Genomic DNA, 22877 nt, shown 5'->3' with positions numbered 1-22877 from the left:
TTTCTCAAGTGCCGGTTAAACGTCTCAGGCCCGTTCGGGCCAGTGACTGAATAAAGAACCACGGTGGGTATCTAAACGCGTTTTTGAGAAAATATTGGTAGCTAGAATATCGGAACTTTTTTCTTTCATTTCTGTAGCGCAAATAGTAGTCCTGTTCATCAACAGGCTTGTCCGGCAAGGCCATATACCTCTCCCACGACAACAAGTTGCCAATTTCTTCTGCTGCCGATGGTGAAGCGATAGCCAATGTGAAATCGTCTCTAATCTCCACGGGCACGCACTCATAATCCGGCATCACGCCTTTTACGAGTTTGACCTTTGCAATCGTTGTTAGTTTCGTGGCTCGGGGCCACAAGTCGAACGCAAAATTACCTAGCGAATAGAAAATCAGGCCATCTTTATAGCGTTCAACTGGCTGCAGAACGTGAGGATGGTGTCCGAGTATAACGTCCACACCAGCGTCAATAAGCAGGTGTGCCAGTTCCACTTGATCAGGCCCCGGATAGTCCAAAAACTCCAGGCCCCAGTGCATTGAGCATATCAGAAAGCCAGAACACTGTTGTCGAAGCTCTTTAGCCTCCTCAACCAACTTTTCTGTGTGTGTTCGGAGACTGTATGGTACATCATCTGGATTATCATCCCACTCTTCAGGGCGAGTCGAGATTGAGTAAACGATACTCTCTTCGCCATTCTCATGCGCAATTGTTTCCAAGCGTGCTCTACCTCCCTCATCCAAGCCAATGACTGAAAATCCAGCGTCCAAGCTTTGCTTTACCATGTCATTGAAAGCTTCCCTGCCGTGTTGCATAGCATGGTTGTTTGCAACACCAAGAATATCGATACCTGCAGCTCTGATGTATTTTAGTGCCGAGGGACTACCTCGCATCTCGTACGATGGCAGCCAGTAGGGATTAAGACCAATATCTGACGTAACCGTTTCAAGATTACCAATGCACACATCCGAGTCATTCAGAGCATGTGCCACGCCACTCAGCACCTTTTCTTTTCGCTCTGTAAACGCTTTCCGCATACCGATTCCAGCACATACGGGATGATCTCCAAGCGATATATCACCAACTGCGGAGATTGTTAGTCTGCCTGCACTTAACTTACTCATTCAGGGGCCTTCATGTTTTGCACAAAATAATTCCGCTTCTCACTCCTGTCACGATTTGCAACTACAGATACCTCTACACCAATGCGAACACCTGCGAAACCGCTTATTTCTCGCTCCAGAAACTCCTTGAGATCGGTCGTGCCATTCTTAGGGGCGCTATCGATAAACACTTTAAGTTCGCTATAGGCATCCTGACGCAGGGAAAACAGAAAAAGGTCTTTAGTTTCTGTAAGATATTGGTCAAAAAGCTTTGAGAAAGCTGATGCATGGATTTTGTTACCCTCACTAAGATAAAAAAACCTATCGAGTGTTCTACCTTGCAACTGTTCAATAGATTCGACAGCTCCCAGAGCGCCACAACCTAAACCCTTTATCGCGAATAAGTCACCCAGCTGATACCTAATTAGACTCTGGCTCGTACGAGAAACATCGGATATCAAGCCGTTGTCTTCACCCTCCTCAACGATGAGCCAAGGATTCACCAAATGACGATGCCCTGTGGTGCACTCGAAAGCAATAACATCAAACTCGGTTGAACCATATTCTTCAGCTACCGGAGCCTTAAATGCTCTCGATATATAAGCCTTTTGAGCCGGGAGAATAGACTCTGCCGTGCACACCACACATCTCGGTGGATCGAATTCGATCTCCATACCATCAAGAATTTGCGCCGCTTCGAGTAACAAAGACGCATAACCGTACAGGTAATCCGGTTTCCAGCTTAGCAGGTCTGCCACTTCATCCTTAGCTTGAGCGCCTACCGGATGAAAAACCCGCCTGTTCATTACAAAGTTCTTGAGCCGGGATTTAATGCCGGCTTCTGGCCTGCCCCACAACCTTGCCTCTCGCTGACCAAGCTTTAGGCCGTAGTGCCGGAAGCAGTAATCACGAACAGCCAGCATTCGGGCCAGCTCCTTCCGGTCAAGCGTGATTTGAGTGGGCTCCCCGGTTGTACCTGCTGTATGACGGCCAAACCCGCGCTTCCCACGCTTTTCTTGCCCATGGGTGGTTTGACTGCGGAGTTGCCTCTTGGACAATGATGGAGACGACCTCAAATCTTCCAGTCCGCTGACTACTGAACCAGTCGAATTCAAAGGGCGGTTGTGAGCCAACAATCGGCCCAGGCTATCAGCCCTGGCTTCTTCGCTCAGGCTCCATAGGTGCTCTACGTCCTTCCGGTATCGACCGATTGGCAAACCCATTGCCAGGAAAAATAGTCGTGTCAGGAGAAACCGGGCGGAACGGATAATCATGGTGTACCAAGAACTCTTTCGTAGAATTTGAGGTAACTGCTCGCCATGGTCGCTGAAGAGTAATCTTTAACCATTGTTTCATACGCCCAATCCACTTGGCGCCGGGATCGCTCTTGGTCATTGATTGACAGTTCAACAGCTCTGGCAATAGTGGCCGGCTCTATGTCGCCGAGGAGCTCACCGCCCTTTCCGTCGCCAAGAACCTTCGGTATTTCGCCGACAGCGGAGGCAACTACAGGAACTTTTAAAGATATCGCCTCAAGAAGAGTAATTGGCAACCCCTCTGTCAGAGAAGGCATAACCAGCACCTGTGACTGTCTCAACAGCGTAGGTACGGTGCCGCAGTATCCAGGCATGAGCACATCGTCCTGAATACCCAGCTTTGCAACCAACGCCTCTAATCGATGGCGGAGTTTACCCTCACCAACAATAACCAGTCCTGATTTAGGATATTCTTTTCTGAATTCGGAAAAGGCTGAGACCAACCTGTCGAATCCTTTTTCTCTGGAAAGCCTTCCGACCCCGAGCATCACAGGTTCATGGTCGCCGAAAAACGATTTGAACGGCTCATCCAGTGAATCCAGGGATGATTTCTGGAGTTCTGAAATATCCAGACCATTCCGAATAGTAACGGCCTGGCCGCTTGAGAGCTTTCCTGGGAACTCCTTATTCATTGCCTCGCCCACAAGAACCACGCCTCTCATGCGGCGGATGGCGAAGCGGTCGAGAGATTCATAAAGCCACATTTTTGAAAACCGCTGGGCATGGACGTATCCATGTAGAGTGGCAATCATCGGAATGCGCCTGAGCTTTTCAGGGTACAGCCCCAGAAGTACATTAAACTTAAACCCATGTGAGTGAAGAAGATTAAAGTGATTTCCCTGCGCCCATTTCAGAATTTTCCAAGACTCTTTCAAGTTAAGGCCAGACTTCATTCGCCAAGGAAAGATAGGTAGTCCCTTCCTTCTTGCCTCTACCTCGATAGCTTTATTAACGATATCCGGCTCACCTGCACTCAGAATAATCGGCTTAAGGCCCTGCTCCATCTGTTCTTGAACCAGGCTCAACAGCATCTTCTCAGCACCATAGAGGCCACCACTATCAATCAGGTGAAGTACCTTCATCCCCATATGATGGATCATCCTTAAATGAAATCCTAAAGGAAAAACGCCCTAGTTAGCCATTCCAACAGCTCCACGTATTTAAACCCGAAAAATTCTCAGGTCTCAAATAATCTCAACTTCTCATTCGGCACTAAAAACTTATTATGTGAACCCTTAACTCCCCATACGGCATAATTTTCCAAACTACACACCAAAGCTTCGGCTGTTTTTTGACCGATCTCGGACATGACAATCGGCCTAAAAATATTCAACACGTCTATTGCAGAAGCAATAATGCTCTCGTCACAACCTTCAGCATCAATCTTAATGAACGTCAGGTTCCAGTTCTTGGGTATAAAAGAGCTCAAGGCAAATGCCATAATAGGAAGGTCGCCAGTTTCATCCATATACGACTGATAAAGGTTTTCTTTTGGTATCGTGAATTTAGCCTCCTTTACATTATCGGACACTGCACCATTTATCAGTGTTACATTCTTTAATCCTGAATAACTTACATTACTGGTAAGCATGTCGAAAGTCTCGGATATTGGTTCAAATGCCAATACTCTTCCTTCTCTGCCAACCAATCCGGATAGCTTTAGTGTATAGTGCCCAACATTCGCACCTATATCTATCACTCTATCGCCCTCTCTCACAACTCGTTCAATTATATTGAACTCGGCTTCCTGAGACCTGAAATCACCGCAAAGTATTTTTCCCTTATAATAAACTTTTTTTAAAGTTATTAAATATTTATTCGGCAACCGCTTAAGTAACCTTCTTAGATAGCTCATAGCATTCCATCCTTGAACTTAAGATATTACCCGCGCCATTATTCAGGGCGGGCGCCGTTAATAAAATGGAAATTCCTCAGTTTTTCTTATGCTTCTCAAACACACCTGTTCCCAACTTCTCCGGTCTCGCTGCAGCAAGCGTTGAATTCGAACTCTTCCCGGCTTTCTCATATTTTTGCTTAAGAGAAAGAAAGGGTTTTTCCAGAAAGTGATAAGAAATCGCCGCCAGCGCACAACTAATGAATACACCTGCTAAAATCTGTATGGATTCGGGCAGAAAATTGAGCTTGTTTCCCGCCTGAATACCCCACACGTGCCATAGATAAATGGGATAACTAATAAGCCCCAAATAGATAGCCGCGGGGTGATTAAGCCACCCCCAGAACCGCCCCTGGCTTAAGCGCATAAGTTGGAGCAGTAGTACTGCAAGCAGTAGCGCATCCACCGTAAATGCCGGACCATAGGTGTAGTCGCTTCCTACAGCTTGGCGGGACAGCGTCAGAAACACCAAAGTTATGATGGGCATCCAAGGTCGGCTACTTACCTTGTCAGCAAACTTCAGAAAATGTTTTTTCTCTAGCAGAAAAGCCATCGCGCAACCAATAGCGAGATTGTCAAAGCGAGTGTCAAAGGCGTTATAAGCGTAGGAAGTTCCGAAGTCCAGTATTGAGAAGCTGTAAGTTCTCCAGGCCATAACCATGACACTTACAATAACCAAAAAACCGATGGCAAAGTTTCGGCCCCGTTTTATCAAAAACATAAAAACCATGGGCCACAAAAGGTAGAACTGCTCCTCAATGGCCAGTGACCACAGGTGGGCCAGTGACGAACTGGAATGCCCTTCCAGCGCATTGTGGTAGTTCATCAGATAGAATAGGCCGGGCAATATGACATCCTTGATATCGTCATTGCCGCGAAACAGATCCCAGCTGATGGATGCAAAGAGAAAGGCGTAGTAAGCCGGGAAAATTCTGAGCGAGCGACGCATGTAAAAATCACGTAGCGATATGCGACCGGCTTTCTCGTACTCTTTGAGCAACAACCAGGTGATCAGAAAGCCGCTTAGCACAAAAAATCCGGCAACGCCGTGGCGGGCTGAAAAGAACGACCCAACACCGGAATGGGCCAGCACAACCGCCATAACCGCAATCATCCGGAAGCCATCGAGGCCCGGAAGCTTTCGCAACGCAAGAACGCTGTCCAGCTTAGGCAAGTCCACGAACTAACCCTTCCTTGGATTCCAGATGACCTTCTTCTCCCCCCTCAGGAAGGCAACACACGCCTTATAGGAGGCCACATTCAGCAGCATGAAGTAATATGGAATCGAATAGATTACAGACAATGACTGGCCGCCCGCCTCACGTTTATGACCGGTCCAGGCCAGAGCGAAGAAGACGACCAGGCCCAGAAACGCCACGGTGTATATGCCTTTGGCGGGGGCCAGCAGCAGTGTTGCCAGTGCCAGCGTAGCCAATGGTGTAAAGGCGGCATAACGAAGCAATTTATGGGAGATTAACTGCCATGCGAACACCGGGTCACGGAAGGGGTTCATCAAATGACGCATGTCTTTTAGCCCCCATAAGGCGCGCAGGCTTACCCTTACCCGCATACCGAATTCACTCTCGCTGTCGTTCAATGCTTCTTCTTTCAGCAAAGCCTGAGGCTCGTAGACCACGCGGTAGCCCTGCTCAACCACTTTCAGTGGCTGCACAAAATCCGGTAACTGGTCGGCGTGCAGGGGTTGGTATAGCTCTTTGCGCATGCCGTCGATACCGCCGTCTACACCGACCACTGAACCAATGAGGGTTTCCTGTTCGCGCAGCCAGTTCTCGTATTTCATGTAGGCACTGCAGCCATCCCCTATCAGGCTGCCGTCGTCGTTCACATAGACCATCTTGCCGGTAACATAGCCCACTTTCGGGTCTGCGAAGTTACTGCAGAGCTGGCTGACGGCCTGGGCATCCCATTGGGAGTTGGCATCGGAGAACAGAATGATTTCGCCTTTGGTTTCCGGCATCAGGGTGCTCAGGCCGGCGGTTTTGCCCTGCCTGGGTACCTGGCGGAACAGGCGTATGGGAAAGCGGGAGGAGCTTGCCACACGTTCTATGATGTCATCGGTGCCGTCATCGGATTCGTCCGAGACTACCAGGATTTCCAGCTTGTCGGATGGGTAGTCCAATTCCAGTTTGTTCAGCAGTGTGGCTTCGATATCCTTCGCTTCGTTGTAGGCGGCTATGAGTATTGAGACTTTGGGCTGGTGTTCGGTGTTTGTGTTCACGGGATTCGGGCGCAGCGTGGCTACAGCCCTTGCCATCAGTGGGTAACCGAAATAAATGTAAAAAAGCAGAATCAGGGACAGCCAGAAAAGTGCGACTAGCATGGTGATGAAAATTCCATTTTCTCTTTGCCTGCGGTTGCCGGCTGTTCCGTTTCCAGCAACTGCTCGTTTCTTAAGACATCGCCCATGGCGGTAAACCGGAAGTGGCCCAGCAACTGGTCCAGCCGCTGTTCGCAAACCTCCAGGTTGTTGTAGTGCCGGAAGCGAGAGAACCATTTCACGTCCAGCCTTGGCTGGCCCGGGTCCACTTCCCAAGGGTGGAGGTAGAACACGAATGGCTGGCCCTGGCGGTTGATGCTCCCCAGCCCCCAACGGCTGAACCAGTAAGGGAAAAGGCGGAAGTAGCCGCCGCCGGCGATTGGAAGTGTGTATCCGGGAAACTTCAGTGTGCTCAAGGGGAACTCGGCCAGCTCATAGCCCTTATCGGTAGTCAGACGGTGGGGCCAGCGCGGGCTGCCGGGCATGCCGTAACGGTCGTGGTGCACCGGGAATATCGATGAGTCCCACACAAACCCTTCCTCGGCCAGTACATCCAGAGCCCAGCGTGACTGGCTGGTGATGGAATAGCTCGCTGCGCGGTAACCGGTAATGGGCTCGCCGGTTATATCTTCGAGGATCTGTTTTGAGCGCCGGGTTTCTTCACGAAAGACCTCAGGGGTCTGGTTGTAAATCAATTGATGACTGTAACCGTGGCTGGCGACTTCGTGTCCCGCTTTCTGGATGTCGCGAACCAGTTGGGGCGATTTTTCTGCCACCCAGCCCAATGTAAAGAACGTTGCACGGGTGCTGTGCCTTTCCAACAACTCCAATAAGCGGTGGGTGTTGGCCTCAACCCGGTACTCCATGGAATGCCAATCCTCACGATTGACTGCTTCGGCAAGTGCTGCCACCTGAAAGTAGTCTTCCACATCAATCGTGAGAGCATTAACTTGCCCGGTGTTATCCGGATCGCTCGTCATTACTACGTCCCCTACTCAGAAAAATCGATAGTTAAGGGAAACCACTATCCAGCTCTCGTCATATTCCCTGGATGCAATGTCACTCGTCTTTTGCCGGTGTCCGATGGCGGATCGAATGTCCATCCTCGTACTCAACCGGTAATCAAGCCCGACGGATAGTGAGTAGAGGTCATCTTCTGACCCATCATCTTCAAAACGTTGGTGCTGGTAGGCCGCATCGGTAAACCAGGAAAGCAACTCGGTTACCGGCCGCGAATACCGCAAGTCAACCCCGCTTTGGTCCTCACGTTCGTCGGTCTGAATATAATCGCTGCGACTGGCGGAGAGGCCCGCGGTGAATGTGGAGCCATTGCTGAACCGGGTGTTGTAGCCCGCCCTTAAAGCTGTGACTTCCACGGCGGAGGTTTGGGTCAGATTAAAATTGAAGTCTTCGAACTGGAGGCCCAGAGTAGACGTCTGATCCGTTAGTCGGCGATTGGCATAGAAAGTGAGTTCGCTGCTGGGATTAATTTCCCGTACCAGATTGAAGGTTCCGGTAATACCGTCACTGGAGACCTCCTGGTTACCAAGACGGGTTTCCAGACGGTTTACACCGAGAGAACCACTTACCTGGGTTGTCACCCAGACCTTATCGAAGGTCACAACGGCAGATTCGCGATCCAGTTCCTCGTCGGTATCCAGCTCCGTGCGTTCGGCGCTCAAAGAAAGGCCGCCTTGTAATGTCTCGCTGAAGCTATGGTTATATGCGGCCGTTGCGGTAACCCGTTCGCTGTCAGGCTCTTCCGGCTCTTCAAATTCAGTGTTCTCGTAAGCGGCGGAGAACTGCAACTGGTCCACTTGGGTTAATTGCAAGGTGTAAACCGGGCCGGTACGAAACACGTTTTTGCGGGTCAGGTTGTCCTGGGTGTCGGCCTGGCGGTTATCCTGTGTTACCTGGCTAATAGTGTCGGAGGCTTGCCATGCCAGCCCTCGCGCCAGCTCGCATTGCCCCTGCAGTCTGCCGTTGGTATAGATCTCGGAGTCGAATGTGTCGTCGTGCCAGTAGCCATAACCCAGCCCCATATCTACTGCTGATGTGCATTGGCCCGGGTCACTCAGGTGCTGAAAGTTCAGATTTACCCGGGTTTCAAGATCACTTTGCTCATTCGTCGGTGCACGTCGGGCATTGTCGGAAAAACGATTATCAATACCACCAGACAGGCTGTTGGTGGCTGCAAAAGAAGGTCCGGCGGCAATCAAAAAGCCAGTGCCGATGGATACTATCCACCGGATCTTCCCTGATCCGAAAACTTCATCCATTGATAACAGCTCCTACAAATTTCTCAGGATCAAACGCCTGGGCGGCGTTTTCCGCGGCGGTGGCGGTTATTTTGCCGTGTGGCACTACCAGCATTGAGTAGTCACACAGTTCGCCAAGAATGCGGGCATCCGGTGACTCACTGATAGGTGCTGTGTCCAGCACGATGAAACGGTCCGGATAACGACGGCGGATGGCCTGCAGAAACTGCTTCATGCGGAAGGAGGTAAAGAATTCTGACGGTGTTTCCCGTTGGCTTCCTGCAGGGATCAGTCTCAAACGGGGGATCCCTGTTGGATAGATAATCCGCCCGATATCGTAATCCGGATCCTCGAGGAAATCCGTCAGCCCCGTTTCCGCCGCCAGCTCGAGCTGATAGTGCAGTGAGGGATCCCGCAGATTACAGTCAATGATCAGAGCGGTTTTGGACTGATCGAAGGCAAAGGCTGCGGCCAGATTCAGGGCCATGAAGGAAGTACCTGCACCCTCACAGGCACCGCTGACCACCATGGTGAAATTATTGCCGCCAGAGAGCTCCAGCAATTTGGTACGCAGATGACGGAACCGGTTCACCAGGTCACGATTTCTGGATTCCGGATAGATGATTCGGCGCTCATCCATGTCGTCTCGGGTGAGACGACGCGGCTCCTGCATCTTGACGATCTGTTTACTGATAACGTACTTATCGACAGCTCCGGCGCCAAGTTCCAGGGAACTGGGCACCAGCATGCGGGAGTCGTCCCACTGCTGGAAGTCACCAGCCTGCCCGCTCTCTACCTGCTCGTTGCCAAACCCATTATTCTGATTCTGCAAATCACGGTTTCGCTCCTGTCCGCTAATGTCCGCAGCGCCGGATGATTTATGGTGAGAGCGGCCGCCAGCTTTCTTGGCTTCCCTTTCCTGTTTTTGCTCTGTCATTAAATAACTCCCATCAGAGCAGCACCGACTACGCCACCATAGCCGGCGACAACCAGAACTGCGCATACTGCAACCGAAACTGTTAACCAGCGGTCTTTGCGTTTCTCGTAGGGCGTTCGCACCTTCGGGATCTCTGCCAGTACGGGCAGGCCAATACCCTCCTCAAGCTGTTTGCGGGCCCTTATGCGTGGGTCAACCTGCAATACACCGGCCGCCAGACCAAATGGAGCGAGGGCGCCGAGAATCAGGCCTGCTGAGGCAAACAACTGGAATTGTGGCCCGGTCGGGTCCAGAGGATACTGAGCGGTTTCATTGATTCGAAAATTCAGCCCCTGACCTTCAATGTCCAGGTGCATGGATACCCGGGCTTTTTCGCGGCGTTTCAGAAGGTCGTTATAGATCTGTTCGTTTACTTCCATGTCACGTGTCAGCTCTGAATACTGTGCCTTGTTTTCCTGGATGCGCTCCATGCGCTTTTCCTGCTGAGCGATAAGGCTTTCGAGTGAATCAATACGCGATTCCTGGGTGCGAACACTCGCACGGGTTTTTGCCACTTCTGCACTGATATCCTGGTACAGGGGGTTGACCAGCTGATCGCCTTCACTGACCGACTGGTTCAGCTCACCGGTCTGGGATGCCCTGTTCCGTTGGTTCCGCAGTTCGGCGATCTGTTCTTTCAGTGCGACAATGTCCGGATAGGTGTCGTGGTATCTTAGGCGCAAGTCGTCAAGCTGGGCTTCCTTCTCGCGGATTCTTTGCGTAAAAGAATCCGCACTGCGGCCCTGGCTGAGCATCGGTTGCACATTCTGCAACTCAGATTCGAGCGATTCGGCCCTTGCAATCAGCTCAGTGCGCTCCATCTCCGCCAGTTCCAGTTGACGGCGCAGATTGGCCATACGGGAGTTCGCTTCACCTTCAGTGCCGTCCACATTCTCTGAGAGAAAGTCTTTAAGCTTTTGCTCGACCTCCGCCAGGATGGATTCGTAGTTCTTTACCTGCTTGTCGATGAAGTTGTAGGCGCTGCGGCTTTCCTTGCGCTTTTTGGCCGAATTTTCTGCGATAAACAGCTGTCCCAGCCGCTGCGCAATTCGAAAGGCCTGCATGGGGGACTCGGAGGTGTAACCAATGCTGAAATAGCTATCTCCCCTCGGGCGAACATTCATTCCAGAGCGGAGCATGCCGATTCTCCGCTCCAGGGCTTCGCCATCAAGCTGGCCTGCATTCTCGCCGAATATCTCCCTGTCTTGGGCAATCTGCATCATCAGGTCCCTAGACCACAGCATTTCCTTGGCAGCCGATGTGCGCTCACTGATCTCAGTGGTGACGGCACTGCCTTCCATCAGCGGCCGGATAATATTCTGGTCATCCACGAATATCACAACCTGAGATTGGTATTTATACGGGAATACAAACCCTGCCCCCAGTACGGCGAAACTGACGACCGCAAACAGGAAGAAGGCCAGCCACTTACGCGACCGGACCTCTCTGATCATTTCTGAAGGGAGCTGACTTAATGGAAGTGCCATCTTTCTTACCTATTGACCGGTTCCGCGGTTCGCTTCAAACAACGGTTACGCCTTATCTCAGAAATTCCGTTCCGGTACTGCCAGGATATCCCCGGGCCGCATGCGGTAATTGGTGGAAACATCACCCGAGTTCAGGATATCGTCCAGCCGCACAGGAATCGCCACCATCCTGTCGTCCAGGGCGCGGTAGAGCATTGCACTGTTCAGGTTTGCAAAAGGATTGGCGCCACCGGCGCTAAGCATCATGTCCAGGACGGTCATACCCGGCCTGTGTGGCACCGAAATAGGTTGATTAACCGCGCCGGTTACCCGTACCCGGTCGCTGAATTCATGGCTACCCATCGATGTAACCACAACGGTAACCTGAGGCTCGCGAATATAGCTTGCCAGGCCCTGCTCGATCTCGTTGGCGAGCTGTTCCGGTGTTTTACCGGTAGCCATCACATCACCAATGAGTGGCATGGAAACCCGGCCATCGGGCCTGACGGGAACCCCGATACTCAGATCCTGATTGCGCCAGACGGAAATCTGGATTGAATCTGTCGGGCCGAGCACATATTCGTCAACACTCGTTGAAGTCTGCAAACTGAGTGCTTCGTTAATGGCTTCCTGCGACGATGACTGGGGCGCCGCACAACCCGCGACAAACGCTATCGCGACCAGGGACATCAGCAAACCCTGCAGTGAATACTTCGATGACATTGTTATTCCTCTCTGGTTCCGTGTCTGTTTCCATGTCTCGGGGAGAGCTGGTCCCGAAACTACCTTGATCCTTTTTTGAACAATACCACTTCTACTGTCTGAATTATAATCAATAAATCCAGCAACAGGCTTTGATTCTTGATGTAGTAGAGGTCGTAACGAAGCTTCTCCCGTGTATCTTCCTCGTTATCTGCATAAGCAAAGCAAAGCTGTGCCCAACCAGTCAAACCAGGCTTCACGCGATGGCGTTCACTATAAAACGGAATGGCCTCTGACAACTGCTCTACGAAAACCGGTCGTTCAGGGCGCGGACCCACAAAGGCCATGGTGCCGTTCAATACGTTAAAAATTTGTGGCAATTCGTCTATCCGCACCTTGCGGATAAACTCCCCCACTTTCGTAACCCTGGTATCATTCTGGCTGGCCCATACGGCACCGTCCTTTTCCGCATCGGTTCTCATTGAGCGAAACTTGTGAACTCTAAAAACACTTCCGTTGAGCCCTACCCTCTCCTGGCTATAAAAAACCGGGGCTTTGAGGCCGTCTTCAATTTTGATAGCAATAGCCGTGAAAATCATCAGAGGTAGCCCGACCAATAACAGGGCGCTGGCCGCCAGAACGTCCAGGGAGCGCTTGCCAACCCCGAACACGGAAGAAACGGTGAATCCGTCGGAAAATACCAGCCAGCCACGAGTAACCATTTCCAGAGCGACTTTTCTGGACTCCCGCTCGTAAAAGGTGGCGCCATCGACAATTTTCACGCCTTCCATTTTGCATTCCAGCAGATCTTCCATCGGCAGGCCTTTTCGGCGGTCGTCTACCGCAACTACGATTTCGTGCACCGGATGCTTGATTATGTACTGCTGCAGCGTGGTTGGAATGTTCAACAAATAGTCTTCACCGATCTCGACCGGTTCTTCTCGCAGCGGGACAAACCCCGTAAGGATAAACCCCTTGCGGTTGAAGGGGGTTTCAAGATCTTCATGTATCTGCCTGGCGCGAAAACCTGCGCCAAGCACCAGTACTTTCCGTTTGAACGCCTCCTTCCCCACACTAGCGAAAAAGAGCGAACGAGCGATGCCCAACAGGAAAAACCCAAAAACAGACGCGGTTGTAAGCACGCTGCTAGTGCCCATGTACCACAGCCAGTCTGACGCAAGCAGGTAGGCAAAACCGCAAAACGGAATGTTCACAATCAACGCCATAATGGTGCGAAGCATCATTCCAGACATGCCTTCCTGCAGCCGTGACTGATGTACACCGAGTGCAACCATCACCAAGAGGTTAAGGGCGGAAAATACGATGGCTGAGGGCAGGACGTAGTACAGGCTTTCGAGGAAAAACGAAAGATCCCCGAAGTAGCGAAAAAACACGGCCAACGCGAAGGCGGACGCCAGCACCAGAAAATCGATCAAGCCAAGGATGATATAGGGCAGATGGATGTAATGTCTAAACAATCTGACGTGGGCCACGCCAACTCCTTGTGTTACTGAGACGATGCCTGCTCGCGCGTCCGATGCGACAGGAACTGCAATCAAAAATGATTGTACGTCAAATGGGACGGAGTTCAATCAATCCGAAAAGCTCAGGCGGATTAAACAATGTAAATTCTGCAGCACTTTAAGCATCGAACGCTTCAGATGTATTCACGATTCAAGCATATCGAAATGGTTGTTACTTGTACGCAACATCAGCCGGATCTAATCGTCGATATTTTTTACACCGTTACTTGACCTGCGATCAAAAAAGACTCCTTTTACACTGTTTTTCTGACTATTTTTCGTTTTTGGCGTGATACTGGCTTAATCCCAACTCACGCTTGAATCTACCGATTCAATTGGGAATTTTAAAAGGACGGAATATTATGAAGTTATTCTCGAAGACATTGATTGGTCTGGCATTGTCGGGAATGGTTGGCACAGCAAGCGCCGGTGTTATCAAGTTTGAAGCTGCTTATGGTGCAGATGATGCCAATGCGGCAGCCGCAGCCTTTAGCGATTCTACTTACAACGGCATCACTGAAACTTTTGATGACCCGATTAACAGTTACACGATTACCAACGAAACCTACGAGGCTTCCGGTGCAACCGGTGATCAAGCCACATGGGTCGTCGGTGGATCAGCATTCGAGACCAGTGTTGGTACCTTCACCATGACAGCGCCGAATACAGCCAGCAACGGTAACATTCGCAATGATCTGCTCATGATCGAAGACGATACTACTGGCGAATTCGGCCGCAACATGGCCTATGATTCCCAGTGGCTTGATAGCAACGACGCTGACCAGGTGACCTGGGACATAATTGACAGTAACTACAATGCGCTTGGGTTCTTTCTCTCCGATGCGAACGATCAAGGAGCCACGCTGGAGTTTCTGTTTAGCAATGGAGACTCTTCGACGCTAACATTTAAAGGTCCTGCCACCGGCGACGGCAGACAGCCGAACGGCAACATCGCCTACATTACTTTGTTTTCTGATGTAGCCTTTACTGGTGTCAACTTGCTGTTCGATAACGGCGAAGGCAATGCCGATGGCTGGGGAATCGATAATGTAAGCCTCGCCAGGGTCCCGGAACCAGGCACACTTGCCTTACTAGGCCTGGGTTTACTGGGCTTGGCTATTGGGCGTAGCAGGAAAGCCTGAGTCTAATTATTTAGCAGACTCTAGTTTTTTAAGGAAACCCCGGGGAATGATGCTCCCTGGGGTTTTTTTATAATATTGCGTATCGGGTCTATATGACAAACAAGCTCATAAATTCCTGTACTGGCGTAGCTTCAAGCAATTTCTGATCCTTACAGATCTCGAATATCTGATCGCAACGCTGACCCGGAAACCGGGTGTCCAGATTATTGCGGAACTTATCCTCAAGGAGCGGAATGCCCTCCTCCCTGCGGCGACGATGCCCGATCGGATATTCAACCGCCACGTTGTCTGTGCTGCTGCCATCGTTAAAGAACACCTGAATAGCGTTGGCGATGGATCGCTTGTCTTCTTCGAGATATTCCCGGCTGTACCTTTCATCTTCCACCACTTCCATTTTTTCGCGGATTCGGTCGATGATCGGGTTAGCTTGGTGAAAGCTGTCTTCATAGTGCTCGGCCGTCAAAGTGCCGAAGATCAGTGGCACTGCCGCCATGTATTGCAGGCAGTGATCCCTGTCTGCTGCGTTGGCAAGTCTGCCTTGCTTTGAGATGATACGGATAGCCGATTCGTGGGTAGTAATGACAATCCGATCGATCTCGTCCAGTCGGTCTTTGACGTGCGGGTGCAGGGTGACCGCCGCTTCTGCTGCTGTCTGGGCATGAAACTCCGCCGGGAACGAGATCTTGAAGAGGACGTTCTCCATTACGTAGGAGCCAAACTCCTGGGGCATAGAGAACTGGCGTTTATCCTCAGGCTTCAGCTTCTGGTCTTTGTTGGTTTTGCTGAACAGAACGTCATAGAACCCCCACTGTGGAGCAGTCAGCGCGCTTGGAATGCCCATTTCTCCGCGCATAGCGATGTCTGCCAGCCGAACTGCACGGGATGTCGCATCGCCTGCTGCCCAGGATTTGCGCGACCCTGCATTGGGTGCATGGCGATAGGTACGCAAGGATTGGCCGTCTACCCAGGCGTGTGAAAGCGCCGATAGCAACTGTTCCCTGTTCGCGCCCATCATTTTTGCGGTGACGGCTGTGGATGCCACCTTGACCAATACAACGTGGTCCAGGCCCACCCGGTTGAAGGAATTTTCCAGGGCCAGCACACCTTGAATTTCGTGGGCCATTATCATGGCTTCCAACACATCCATCATGGTGAGCGGGGCTTTGCCCTCTGCAACCCGCTTCTGGGAGAGGTGATCGGCTACCGCCAGAATGCCACCCAGATTGTCCGACGGATGCCCCCACTCCGCTGCCAGCCAGGTATCGTTGTAGTCCAGCCAGCGAATGGTGCAGCCGATATCCCAGGCGGCTTTTACCGGGTCCAGCCTGAAAGACGTTCCCGGAACCCGGGCACCGTAGGGCACCATCGTGCCCTCTACAATCGGGCCCAGATGTTTGGTGCATTCCGGGAATCGCAACGCCAGCAAGCCACAGCCCAGCGTGTCCATCAGGCAGTTTCGGGCGGTGTTCCAGGCTTCCTGACTTTTTATTCGGTAGTTCAGGGTGTAGTCGGCAATGGTCTGTATCAGGTCATCGTAGTCCGGGCGTTCATTGAGATCGAATGTTGCTGACATGGTAAGAGCTCCAGAGTATCTCAGTTCGTGATGCGACCAACCTGGCTTATGGTTTCCTGAAGGCCGCCCTTATTCCACGTTGCCAGAAAAGATCAACTCATTATTTTATTAATGACTTATATATTCAATATCGATCTTAAAAACAAAAAGTTAAACATTGTTCGTAACGCATCCAGAAAATCAGGTTAATTTGATTTAATAAATACTCTTACGACGATTTCCTCCAATTTCAATACAACTATCTGTTTACCATTAGGTTAGTAGACTCAAACCACTGTCAAACCCGTAATGCTACAATATATTTATTCGAGCCTAGTCTCGCCTATAATCTCGTGCCAACAAAGAACAACCGGAATTACACTTTAAAGACAGATTTACGAAATCTTCGATAAACCTTGGAAACGCCAGTGACTAGTTCCTCTATCGAGTCTGCAATTACCGAATGGGCCGCTATCCTGGGAAAATCCGGAGTCACCTCGGCGAGCGCCGAGAATCTTGGTGCCTCTACAATTGGAACCAGGCGCTCAATTCCGGCTGTTCTGCGCCCGGAAACACAGGAGCAGGTCGCAGACATTCTACAAATTGCGCAACGCTGGAAGGTCTCGGTCTACCCGGTGAGCACGGGTAACAACTGGGGTTACGGCAGTGCCAACCCGGTGGAAGACGATTGCGTAATCCTTGACCTCAGCCGCCTTGATCGAATTTCCGATTTTGACCCGGAAATGGGCGTTGTTACTGTTGAGCCCGGGGTAACTCAGGGCGCCCTGCGAGAATTCCTCGATCGCAATGATGGCGATTACCTTGTTCCTGTGACAGGCGCGGGACCCACTTGCAGCATTCTTGGTAATGCACTTGAGCGTGGTTACGGCATCACGCCGATTACCGACCATTTCGCGGCAGTAACCAAAATAGAAGCGGTGCTGCCCGACGGCACGCTTTACAGGACCCCATTGAGCGAACTTGGCGGTGCGGAAATAGACGGACTTTTCAAATGGGGGCTTGGCCCTTATCTCGATGGGCTTTTCAGCCAGGGGAATTTCGGCGTGGTTGTGAAAATGACCATCGCCCTTGCACCGGCTCCCGAAACTGTCACTGCGTTTTTCTTTTCCACAAAAGACGACGCCAAACTGGAACTGCTCGTACCGACAGTCAGGGCAGTGCTGCGCGCACTTGGTGGCTCTGTTGTTGCGATCAACCTGCTCAACAGCCAGCGTATGCTCTCGATGATGGCACCCTTCCCCGAAGACAAGGCGATCGACGGGGTCTTGCCTGCCGACGAAATTGAAGCTCTCGCTGATCGCTATGGCGTTCCAGCCTGGAGCGGTGTTGGCGCGATTTACGCGTCCAGAGAGATGGTTGGGGCGGCCAGGCGCACCTTGAGGCGGATTCTTGGGCCCGTGACTGACCGCCTGGTCTTCATAAACCGGCGAAGGGTCAAGGCTGCACGAACTATCGCCCGCGTGCTGCCCGGCAGGCTGGCAACGCGGGTTAAGGGCATGGCGGATACGCTCTCCGGGGCGCTCGAAATCATGCATGGGACTCCCAACGAGGTTGCGCTGGCGCTGGCCTATTGGCGCTCGGGCACCCTGCCAGAGCCCGGACGGCCAAAGAATCCCGCGCGGGACGGCTGCGGTCTCATTTGGTTCGCGCCGCTGGTCCCGATAAGGGGAAACGATGTTCGGCGTTATACCGAAATGATCGAACGAATTTGCCCACAATACGGTGTCAATCCACTTATTACCTTGACGACGGTAAACGACCGCTGCTTCGACTCTACCGTGCCTCTGCTCTTTGATCGCAGGGACCCGGATGCGACAGCTCGGGCAAGGAACTGTTACCGCGCCTTGCTGAACGCAGGGCAAAAGGAAGGCTTCCTGCCCTACCGCCTGAACGTCGACGCCATGGATACCCTGAATAACGATCGCTCGGCTTTCCCTGGCCTTGCCAGTCAATTGAAGGCTGCCGTCGATCCCAATTTCATCCTGGCGCCAGGACGATACGTGCACAGGATAAAAGGTTCCGAGGTCTGATCTGCTGTTACCTCGATATACCCGTAGTACGCCCTCAGTGGATGTTGAGACGGCGGTTTTACTCCATGGATTATCGCCATAACAGCCTCCCTGAACGGGACAATATGAGGACCTAATTATGCAAAACGGCTCCGCTTTTCAACACGGGAGAGGAAATACCAAAAACCGGAACGCTCACGAAGACGACATCGGTAACATTTTTCACTCAGTCTTCGATGTAGAGCTGGCAACCTCGCCAGAAGCGATCAATGAGGTCTTCGAAGTTCGCTATCAGGTTTACTGCATCGACCGGCCTTTCGAGGACCCGAATTGCTTTGTCGATAACCGGGAGCACGATTCGTACGATCCGAGGTCCGCTCACGCTTTGATTCGGCACCGGGCGACGGGACACAGCGTGGCCACCGTTCGTCTTGTCATGGCGGGCGACCACCCCGAAGAAGGCGATTTCCCGATGGAGGCCCCCTGCACGCACCGAATGAGCCGACGAGCACAAGAAGCGATTGCACTCGCCCGCCGTGATCAGATCGCAGAAATATCACGGATGGCAGTCAGCCGGGAGTTTCGGAAGCGCCTCAATGAGGACAAATCTGTCACGGGTGTCAGCGAGCAGGCCAGTTACAGCGATTCAGAAAATGGCAAACGGGCAGTTCCCTATATCAGCCTGGGGCTTTTCGCTGCCATTCTCGAAATGTCAGTTAAACATGGCATAACCCACTGGATGGCGGTTATGGAGCCAGCCCAGTTGCGCCTGTTAAAACGATTTGGAGTGGAATTTGACCATGTGGGACCGGTGCTTGAGTATCACGGGCTACGCCGCCCTGCCTTCACCGAAGCAGCGTCACTGATTGACCGTATCAAGAAGCGTCGTCCCGATGTCTGGTCGTTGATTACGGATGAGGGACGATTCTTGCCGGCTAAACCGGATAACAACTAAAAGAAGCCCCCGCTGCGAGGCGGGGGCTTCTTTTTTCAGCAGTGGCATCTGAACATTATAACCGTTCAGACATTATGCACTTGCTGCTTTTCTCCTGCGTGACAGACCCAAGCCGGCAAGGCCAAGGCCCAGCAATGCAAGCGTGCCAGGCTCAGGTACCTTTGACGCGGTGATCCGGAAACTGGTGTCGAAGTTGTTTTCGGTATCCTCAAGAGTCAGAAGACCGACACATCCAGAGCTGGCTCCTGCTGCTGTACAGGCGTCATCATCCAGGACCGCAAGGCCGGCCAACTCCAGAAACACCGTATACTTGTAATCGGCGATGACGAACGACTGAGCGAACTCGAAGCCTCCTTCACCATTATCCACGGCACCTAGCTCGTCAAAATTATCAATGGTGAAGATGTCATCACACGCTGAGGTTGATGGGAAACTACAGTCTCCGGGCTCATCCCTGTTGAATGTTTCACTGAAGAAACTCATGAACGTCAGCGATGTTGGCTCCAACGCTGGCCCGGCGGGATCAACGGGAGTCAATATCAGCGTGGACGTCAGATCAAATCCTGTCAGCGACTGAAAATCGGCATTGATAATATTGTTGTCGTGGGTAAAGGTTCCACCATCTACGGTGTTCACATTGGTGAAAAGACCGCCTGCCGAAGATACATCCTCGATTGAAACCGAAGACCGATCCTCCGAAGCAGGATCAAGACTGCCGCCCCATGACAATTCATTATCAGATTCAACAATGGTGCCGTCGTTATCACCATCTGCTGCAGTGTAGCTCGTGTTAGAGAAGTTACTGTCGACGTCATAGCCCCACTCTTCAATCATCACCGCACTGGCAGATGCCGCGCCGAGAGTCAAAGGCAGGACAACCGTTGATAGAAGGGTTCTTTTAAGTGCTGTGTTCATAATTATCTCTCCTTGATTGTGAACGCTGGCAGCCGGAATTCAAGCCAGCGAGTCAGCGGTACTCCTGAATAAGCATGACCCATACCAGATAATAAAAATATTTATTTTTCAGGTAGTTAAAAATATTATTTTATTGATCCCGAGATCAAAGTGTAAGGATATTCGACGTTGAACCGGCGAAAATGAATCGCAATAGGCGTCATGTCTATTCAGCGACGCTTGAGTTCAATTTCATTAGAAGGAAAGTGTTTAAATGAAGCTTTTTATAGTCAGTTAAGAATTAAACAATTACTTCAACAAGGAACTGGCCGAATCGGGCGTAAACTTTACTGACATCACCAAACTGTCGATTCGGATCACACTGAATTCAGCCTCGTCCGCATCTGCAAAACGAAAGGAGCTGAACCCGGAGGTCTGGCGACCCTCAGGTACGGGCTTCGCAAGCTCCCAAAACTCAGCGCGCCCTCTTATCAGCTTTAACCAGAGGACTTTTGGAAGGGCCTGTTTACCGGCGCGCTATCAGACCTGCTTAAAAAGGCAGGAGGCATTCGGTCGAAGTCTGCTTAACGTTGATTATTTTACGATTCTTATGATCCTGACTCAGAAAGCTTATAGTGTGTCGAATTCTTTTACATGACGAACTAATAAACGTTCCTCCAAACACCTATCACTCTGAAGTAAAAGCGTTTAACACCTCTGGCACATTTAATGCTTTATACTCTACGGGCCATGAAGGTCATTGAGTATTAACGATTCAGGAGTACGTGTTTAATGAAGACTTCATTTCTGGCAATGGGGCTCGCTGTAGCGCTCGGAGCTTCCCAATCTGCGAATGCGGGACTGATCGATTTCACAGACGGCGGGTGGACAGCTAACAACCCAAGACTATTCGGAAGCCTTTCGGTCACTCTCGAGGCCTTTGATGGAAACGGATCAACCGGCTTCACGGAAACTACATTTGACGGTGACATCACGCATTGCGGTCCGATTGGACTCACATGCTCATCAGATGGCATCGGCATCGTCGACGATGAGGTTTCCTTTGGCGATGGCGAGAAAACAGATGTTCAACGCCTGAAAATTACGTTTTCTCGCGCAGTCGACATCGCTTCAATTTTTTTCCTCGACCTTTTTGGAAATGGAGCAAATAACTCAGACCCGGTGGCGGAAATTGCTCAGTTCCAAGTGAACGGTAACGGAGCTGGTGGTGGTTTTACCGGAACCGCACTGGACGGAACCGGGCTGTTTGAGGGAACAATTGCAAATGCCTCTCCCCTCTCGTCTTTGGATGCGTTCACTGGAGTAACCTCCATTGAATTTTTCGCCGACACGGCGAAGCTGCGCAGCCCGGACAACACAGACTTTGCACTGGCTGGCATCCGCACTGTGGACGTTCCTGAGCCCGGGACCCTTGCACTCTTTGGGCTGGGCCTGTTGGGGCTCGGAATTGCCCGAAGCCGCAAAGCTTCGTAATACCGCAACTAATCAAATTATTGCTAGCTGAATTGTAAAGGTCGGGGAACTCCTTTCTCCGACCTTCTTCACATCTGCAAATATGAACCGGAAGCCTAGCTTGATTCCGGCACCCTAACCCAACCTTCCATCAATACCCGCGCACTGCGGCTCATAATGGCTTTGGTTGCGGTCCACTGACCATTCACTTCCTTCGCTTCGGCGCCCACACGCAAAGTTCCGGAGGGGTGACCGAAGGTCACATGGGTACGGTCGCCACCGCCAGCAGCAAGGTTCACCAGGGTTCCGGGAACGGCGGATGCGGTAGCGATGGCCACCGCAGCCGTGCCCATCATGGCGTGGTGGAGCTTGCCCATGGACAGAGCGCGAACAAGGACATCCACATCCCCTGCCCCGATGTTCTTGCCACTTGAGGATACGTAATCAGACGGCTTCGCAACGAAGGCCACTTTCGGAGTGTGCTGGCGATTGGCGGCTTCTTCGATGTTCTGGATCAGCCCCATTTTAACCGCTCCGTGCGCACGGATGGTTTCAAACCTGGCCAGAGCTTTAGGGTCAGAGTTGATGTCGTCCTGCAGCTCCGTGCCTTTGTACCCGATGTCTTCGGCGTTCACGAAGATGGTTGGGATGCCGGCATTGATCATGGTGGCTTTGAGGGTGCCTACGCCCGGCACTTCAAGGTCGTCCACCAGGTTGCCGGTGGGGAACATGGAGCCTTCGCCATCGGCGGGGTCCATGAATTCCACTTGCACTTCGGCGGCTGGGAAGGTCACGCCATCGAGCTCGAAATCACCAGTTTCCTGCACTTCACCGTTGGTGATGGGCACGTGGGCGACGATGGTCTTTCTGATGTTGGCTTGCCAGATGCGCACGGTGCAGGTGCCGTTCTCCGGAATCCTGTCCTTGGCAACGAAACCGCTGTTGATGGCGAAGGCGCCTACAGCAGCGGTGAGGTTGCCGCAGTTGCCGCTCCAGTCAACAAAGGGCTTGTCGATGGAGACCTGGCCGAACAGGTAATCGACATCGTGATCCGGCTGGGTGGGCTCCGCCAGGATCACGGTTTTGCTGGTGCTGGAGGTAGCGCCGCCCATACCGTCGATTTGCTTCTGGTAGGGGTCGGGGCTGCCGATTACACGGAGCAGGAGTTTGTCTCGGGCTTCGCCCGGGGTCTGGCAGGGTTCGGGTAGGTCCTGAAGGCGGAAAAAGACGCCTTTGGATGTGCCGCCACGCATGTACGTGGCGGGGATTTTGATTTGGGGTTTGTTAGGCATGGGGTACCCTTTAGCTCTTTGTCGGATTAC

Annotated in this window: 19 protein-coding genes; 4 read left to right on the top strand and 15 right to left on the bottom strand. The window is 51.8% G+C overall.

The window, feature by feature from the left end; genetic code table 11:
- Positions 1–4: 4 nt before the first annotated feature.
- From CFT65_RS11005 to CFT65_RS10950, 12 genes are all read right to left on the bottom strand, one after another.
- Entirely contained in the window at positions 5–1117 is a 1113-nt protein-coding gene (locus CFT65_RS11005) for a CapA family protein (protein ID WP_088828094.1), read from the bottom strand.
- Positions 1114–2019, bottom strand: coding sequence for a CoF synthetase (locus CFT65_RS11000; protein ID WP_141103813.1), 906 nt, complete (start codon positions 2017–2019; stop codon positions 1114–1116). The genes CFT65_RS11005 and CFT65_RS11000 overlap by 4 nt, the downstream gene beginning before the upstream one ends.
- A 347-nt stretch (positions 2020–2366) precedes the next feature.
- Positions 2367–3512, bottom strand: a complete 1146-nt coding sequence (locus CFT65_RS10995) for a glycosyltransferase (RefSeq protein WP_228705820.1) — start codon at positions 3510–3512, stop codon at positions 2367–2369.
- A gap of 77 nt (positions 3513–3589) precedes the next feature.
- Positions 3590–4267, bottom strand: coding sequence for an FkbM family methyltransferase (locus tag CFT65_RS10990; protein ID WP_088828092.1), 678 nt, complete (start codon positions 4265–4267; stop codon positions 3590–3592).
- Between the two features lie 76 nt (positions 4268–4343).
- Positions 4344–5486 carry an acyltransferase family protein gene (locus CFT65_RS10985; protein ID WP_088828091.1) on the bottom strand — a complete coding sequence of 381 codons (1143 nt, stop codon included), beginning with the start codon at positions 5484–5486 and terminating at the stop codon, positions 4344–4346.
- Positions 5487–5489: 3 nt separating this feature from the next.
- Positions 5490–6647, bottom strand: a complete 1158-nt coding sequence (locus CFT65_RS10980) for a glycosyltransferase family 2 protein (RefSeq protein WP_088828090.1) — start codon at positions 6645–6647, stop codon at positions 5490–5492.
- Complete coding sequence (locus tag CFT65_RS10975; protein ID WP_088828089.1) at positions 6641–7564, bottom strand: XrtA system polysaccharide deacetylase; 924 nt, start codon at positions 7562–7564, stop codon at positions 6641–6643. Before CFT65_RS10975 ends, CFT65_RS10980 begins: the two co-directional genes overlap by 7 nt.
- A gap of 15 nt (positions 7565–7579) precedes the next feature.
- Positions 7580–8863 (bottom strand): outer membrane beta-barrel protein, encoded by a 1284-nt coding sequence (locus CFT65_RS10970; protein ID WP_088828088.1) that lies wholly within the window; start codon positions 8861–8863, stop codon positions 7580–7582.
- On the bottom strand, positions 8856–9779 hold the full coding sequence (locus tag CFT65_RS10965) for a polysaccharide biosynthesis protein (protein ID WP_228705819.1): 924 nt from the start codon (positions 9777–9779) through the stop codon (positions 8856–8858). Before CFT65_RS10965 ends, CFT65_RS10970 begins: the two co-directional genes overlap by 8 nt.
- Positions 9779–11305: an XrtA system polysaccharide chain length determinant gene (locus CFT65_RS10960; protein WP_088828087.1), complete on the bottom strand. Its 1527-nt coding sequence runs from the start codon at positions 11303–11305 to the stop codon at positions 9779–9781. The genes CFT65_RS10965 and CFT65_RS10960 overlap by 1 nt, the downstream gene beginning before the upstream one ends.
- Before the next feature lie 57 nt (positions 11306–11362).
- A complete protein-coding gene (locus CFT65_RS10955; RefSeq protein WP_088828086.1) occupies positions 11363–12007 on the bottom strand; it encodes an XrtA/PEP-CTERM system exopolysaccharide export protein in 645 nt (214 codons plus the stop codon).
- Between the two features lie 59 nt (positions 12008–12066).
- Entirely contained in the window at positions 12067–13479 is a 1413-nt protein-coding gene (locus CFT65_RS10950) for a TIGR03013 family XrtA/PEP-CTERM system glycosyltransferase (protein ID WP_088828085.1), read from the bottom strand.
- A 392-nt stretch (positions 13480–13871) separates the two neighbouring features.
- Between CFT65_RS10950 and CFT65_RS19260 the strand changes: the two genes are divergently transcribed.
- The gene (locus CFT65_RS19260; protein ID WP_088828084.1) at positions 13872–14651 is read left to right on the top strand and encodes a PEP-CTERM sorting domain-containing protein; all 780 of its coding nucleotides are present in this window, start codon (positions 13872–13874) and stop codon (positions 14649–14651) included.
- Between the two features lie 88 nt (positions 14652–14739).
- Here the strand turns inward: CFT65_RS19260 and prpD are convergent, their stop codons facing one another.
- Entirely contained in the window at positions 14740–16224 is a 1485-nt protein-coding gene (prpD, locus tag CFT65_RS10940; protein ID WP_088828083.1) for a 2-methylcitrate dehydratase, read from the bottom strand.
- 407 nt (positions 16225–16631) lie between these two features.
- Here prpD and CFT65_RS10935 point away from each other — a divergent pair, with 407 nt between their 5' ends.
- Both CFT65_RS10935 and CFT65_RS10930 read left to right on the top strand, forming a co-directional pair.
- Entirely contained in the window at positions 16632–18254 is a 1623-nt protein-coding gene (locus CFT65_RS10935; RefSeq protein WP_088828082.1) for an FAD-binding oxidoreductase, read from the top strand.
- Between the two features lie 118 nt (positions 18255–18372).
- Positions 18373–19188, top strand: coding sequence for a PEP-CTERM/exosortase system-associated acyltransferase (locus CFT65_RS10930; RefSeq protein ID WP_088828081.1), 816 nt, complete (start codon positions 18373–18375; stop codon positions 19186–19188).
- A 72-nt stretch (positions 19189–19260) separates the two neighbouring features.
- Here CFT65_RS10930 and CFT65_RS10925 read toward each other — a convergent pair whose 3' ends face one another.
- Positions 19261–20103, bottom strand: coding sequence for a THxN family PEP-CTERM protein (locus tag CFT65_RS10925; RefSeq protein WP_088828080.1), 843 nt, complete (start codon positions 20101–20103; stop codon positions 19261–19263).
- A gap of 771 nt (positions 20104–20874) precedes the next feature.
- Between CFT65_RS10925 and CFT65_RS19255 the strand changes: the two genes are divergently transcribed.
- Entirely contained in the window at positions 20875–21576 is a 702-nt protein-coding gene (locus CFT65_RS19255; protein ID WP_088828079.1) for a PEP-CTERM sorting domain-containing protein, read from the top strand.
- 95 nt (positions 21577–21671) lie between these two features.
- On the opposite strand, the gene prpF is transcribed toward CFT65_RS19255, so the two are convergent.
- Positions 21672–22847: a 2-methylaconitate cis-trans isomerase PrpF gene (gene prpF / locus CFT65_RS10915; RefSeq protein ID WP_088828078.1), complete on the bottom strand. Its 1176-nt coding sequence runs from the start codon at positions 22845–22847 to the stop codon at positions 21672–21674.
- Positions 22848–22877 lie beyond the last annotated feature (30 nt).

Origin of the sequence: Marinobacter sp. es.048 (genome assembly GCF_900188435.1) — a bacterium.
Lineage (GTDB): Bacteria > Pseudomonadota > Gammaproteobacteria > Pseudomonadales > Oleiphilaceae > Marinobacter.
This window is presented reverse-complemented; position numbering and strand designations above follow the sequence as displayed.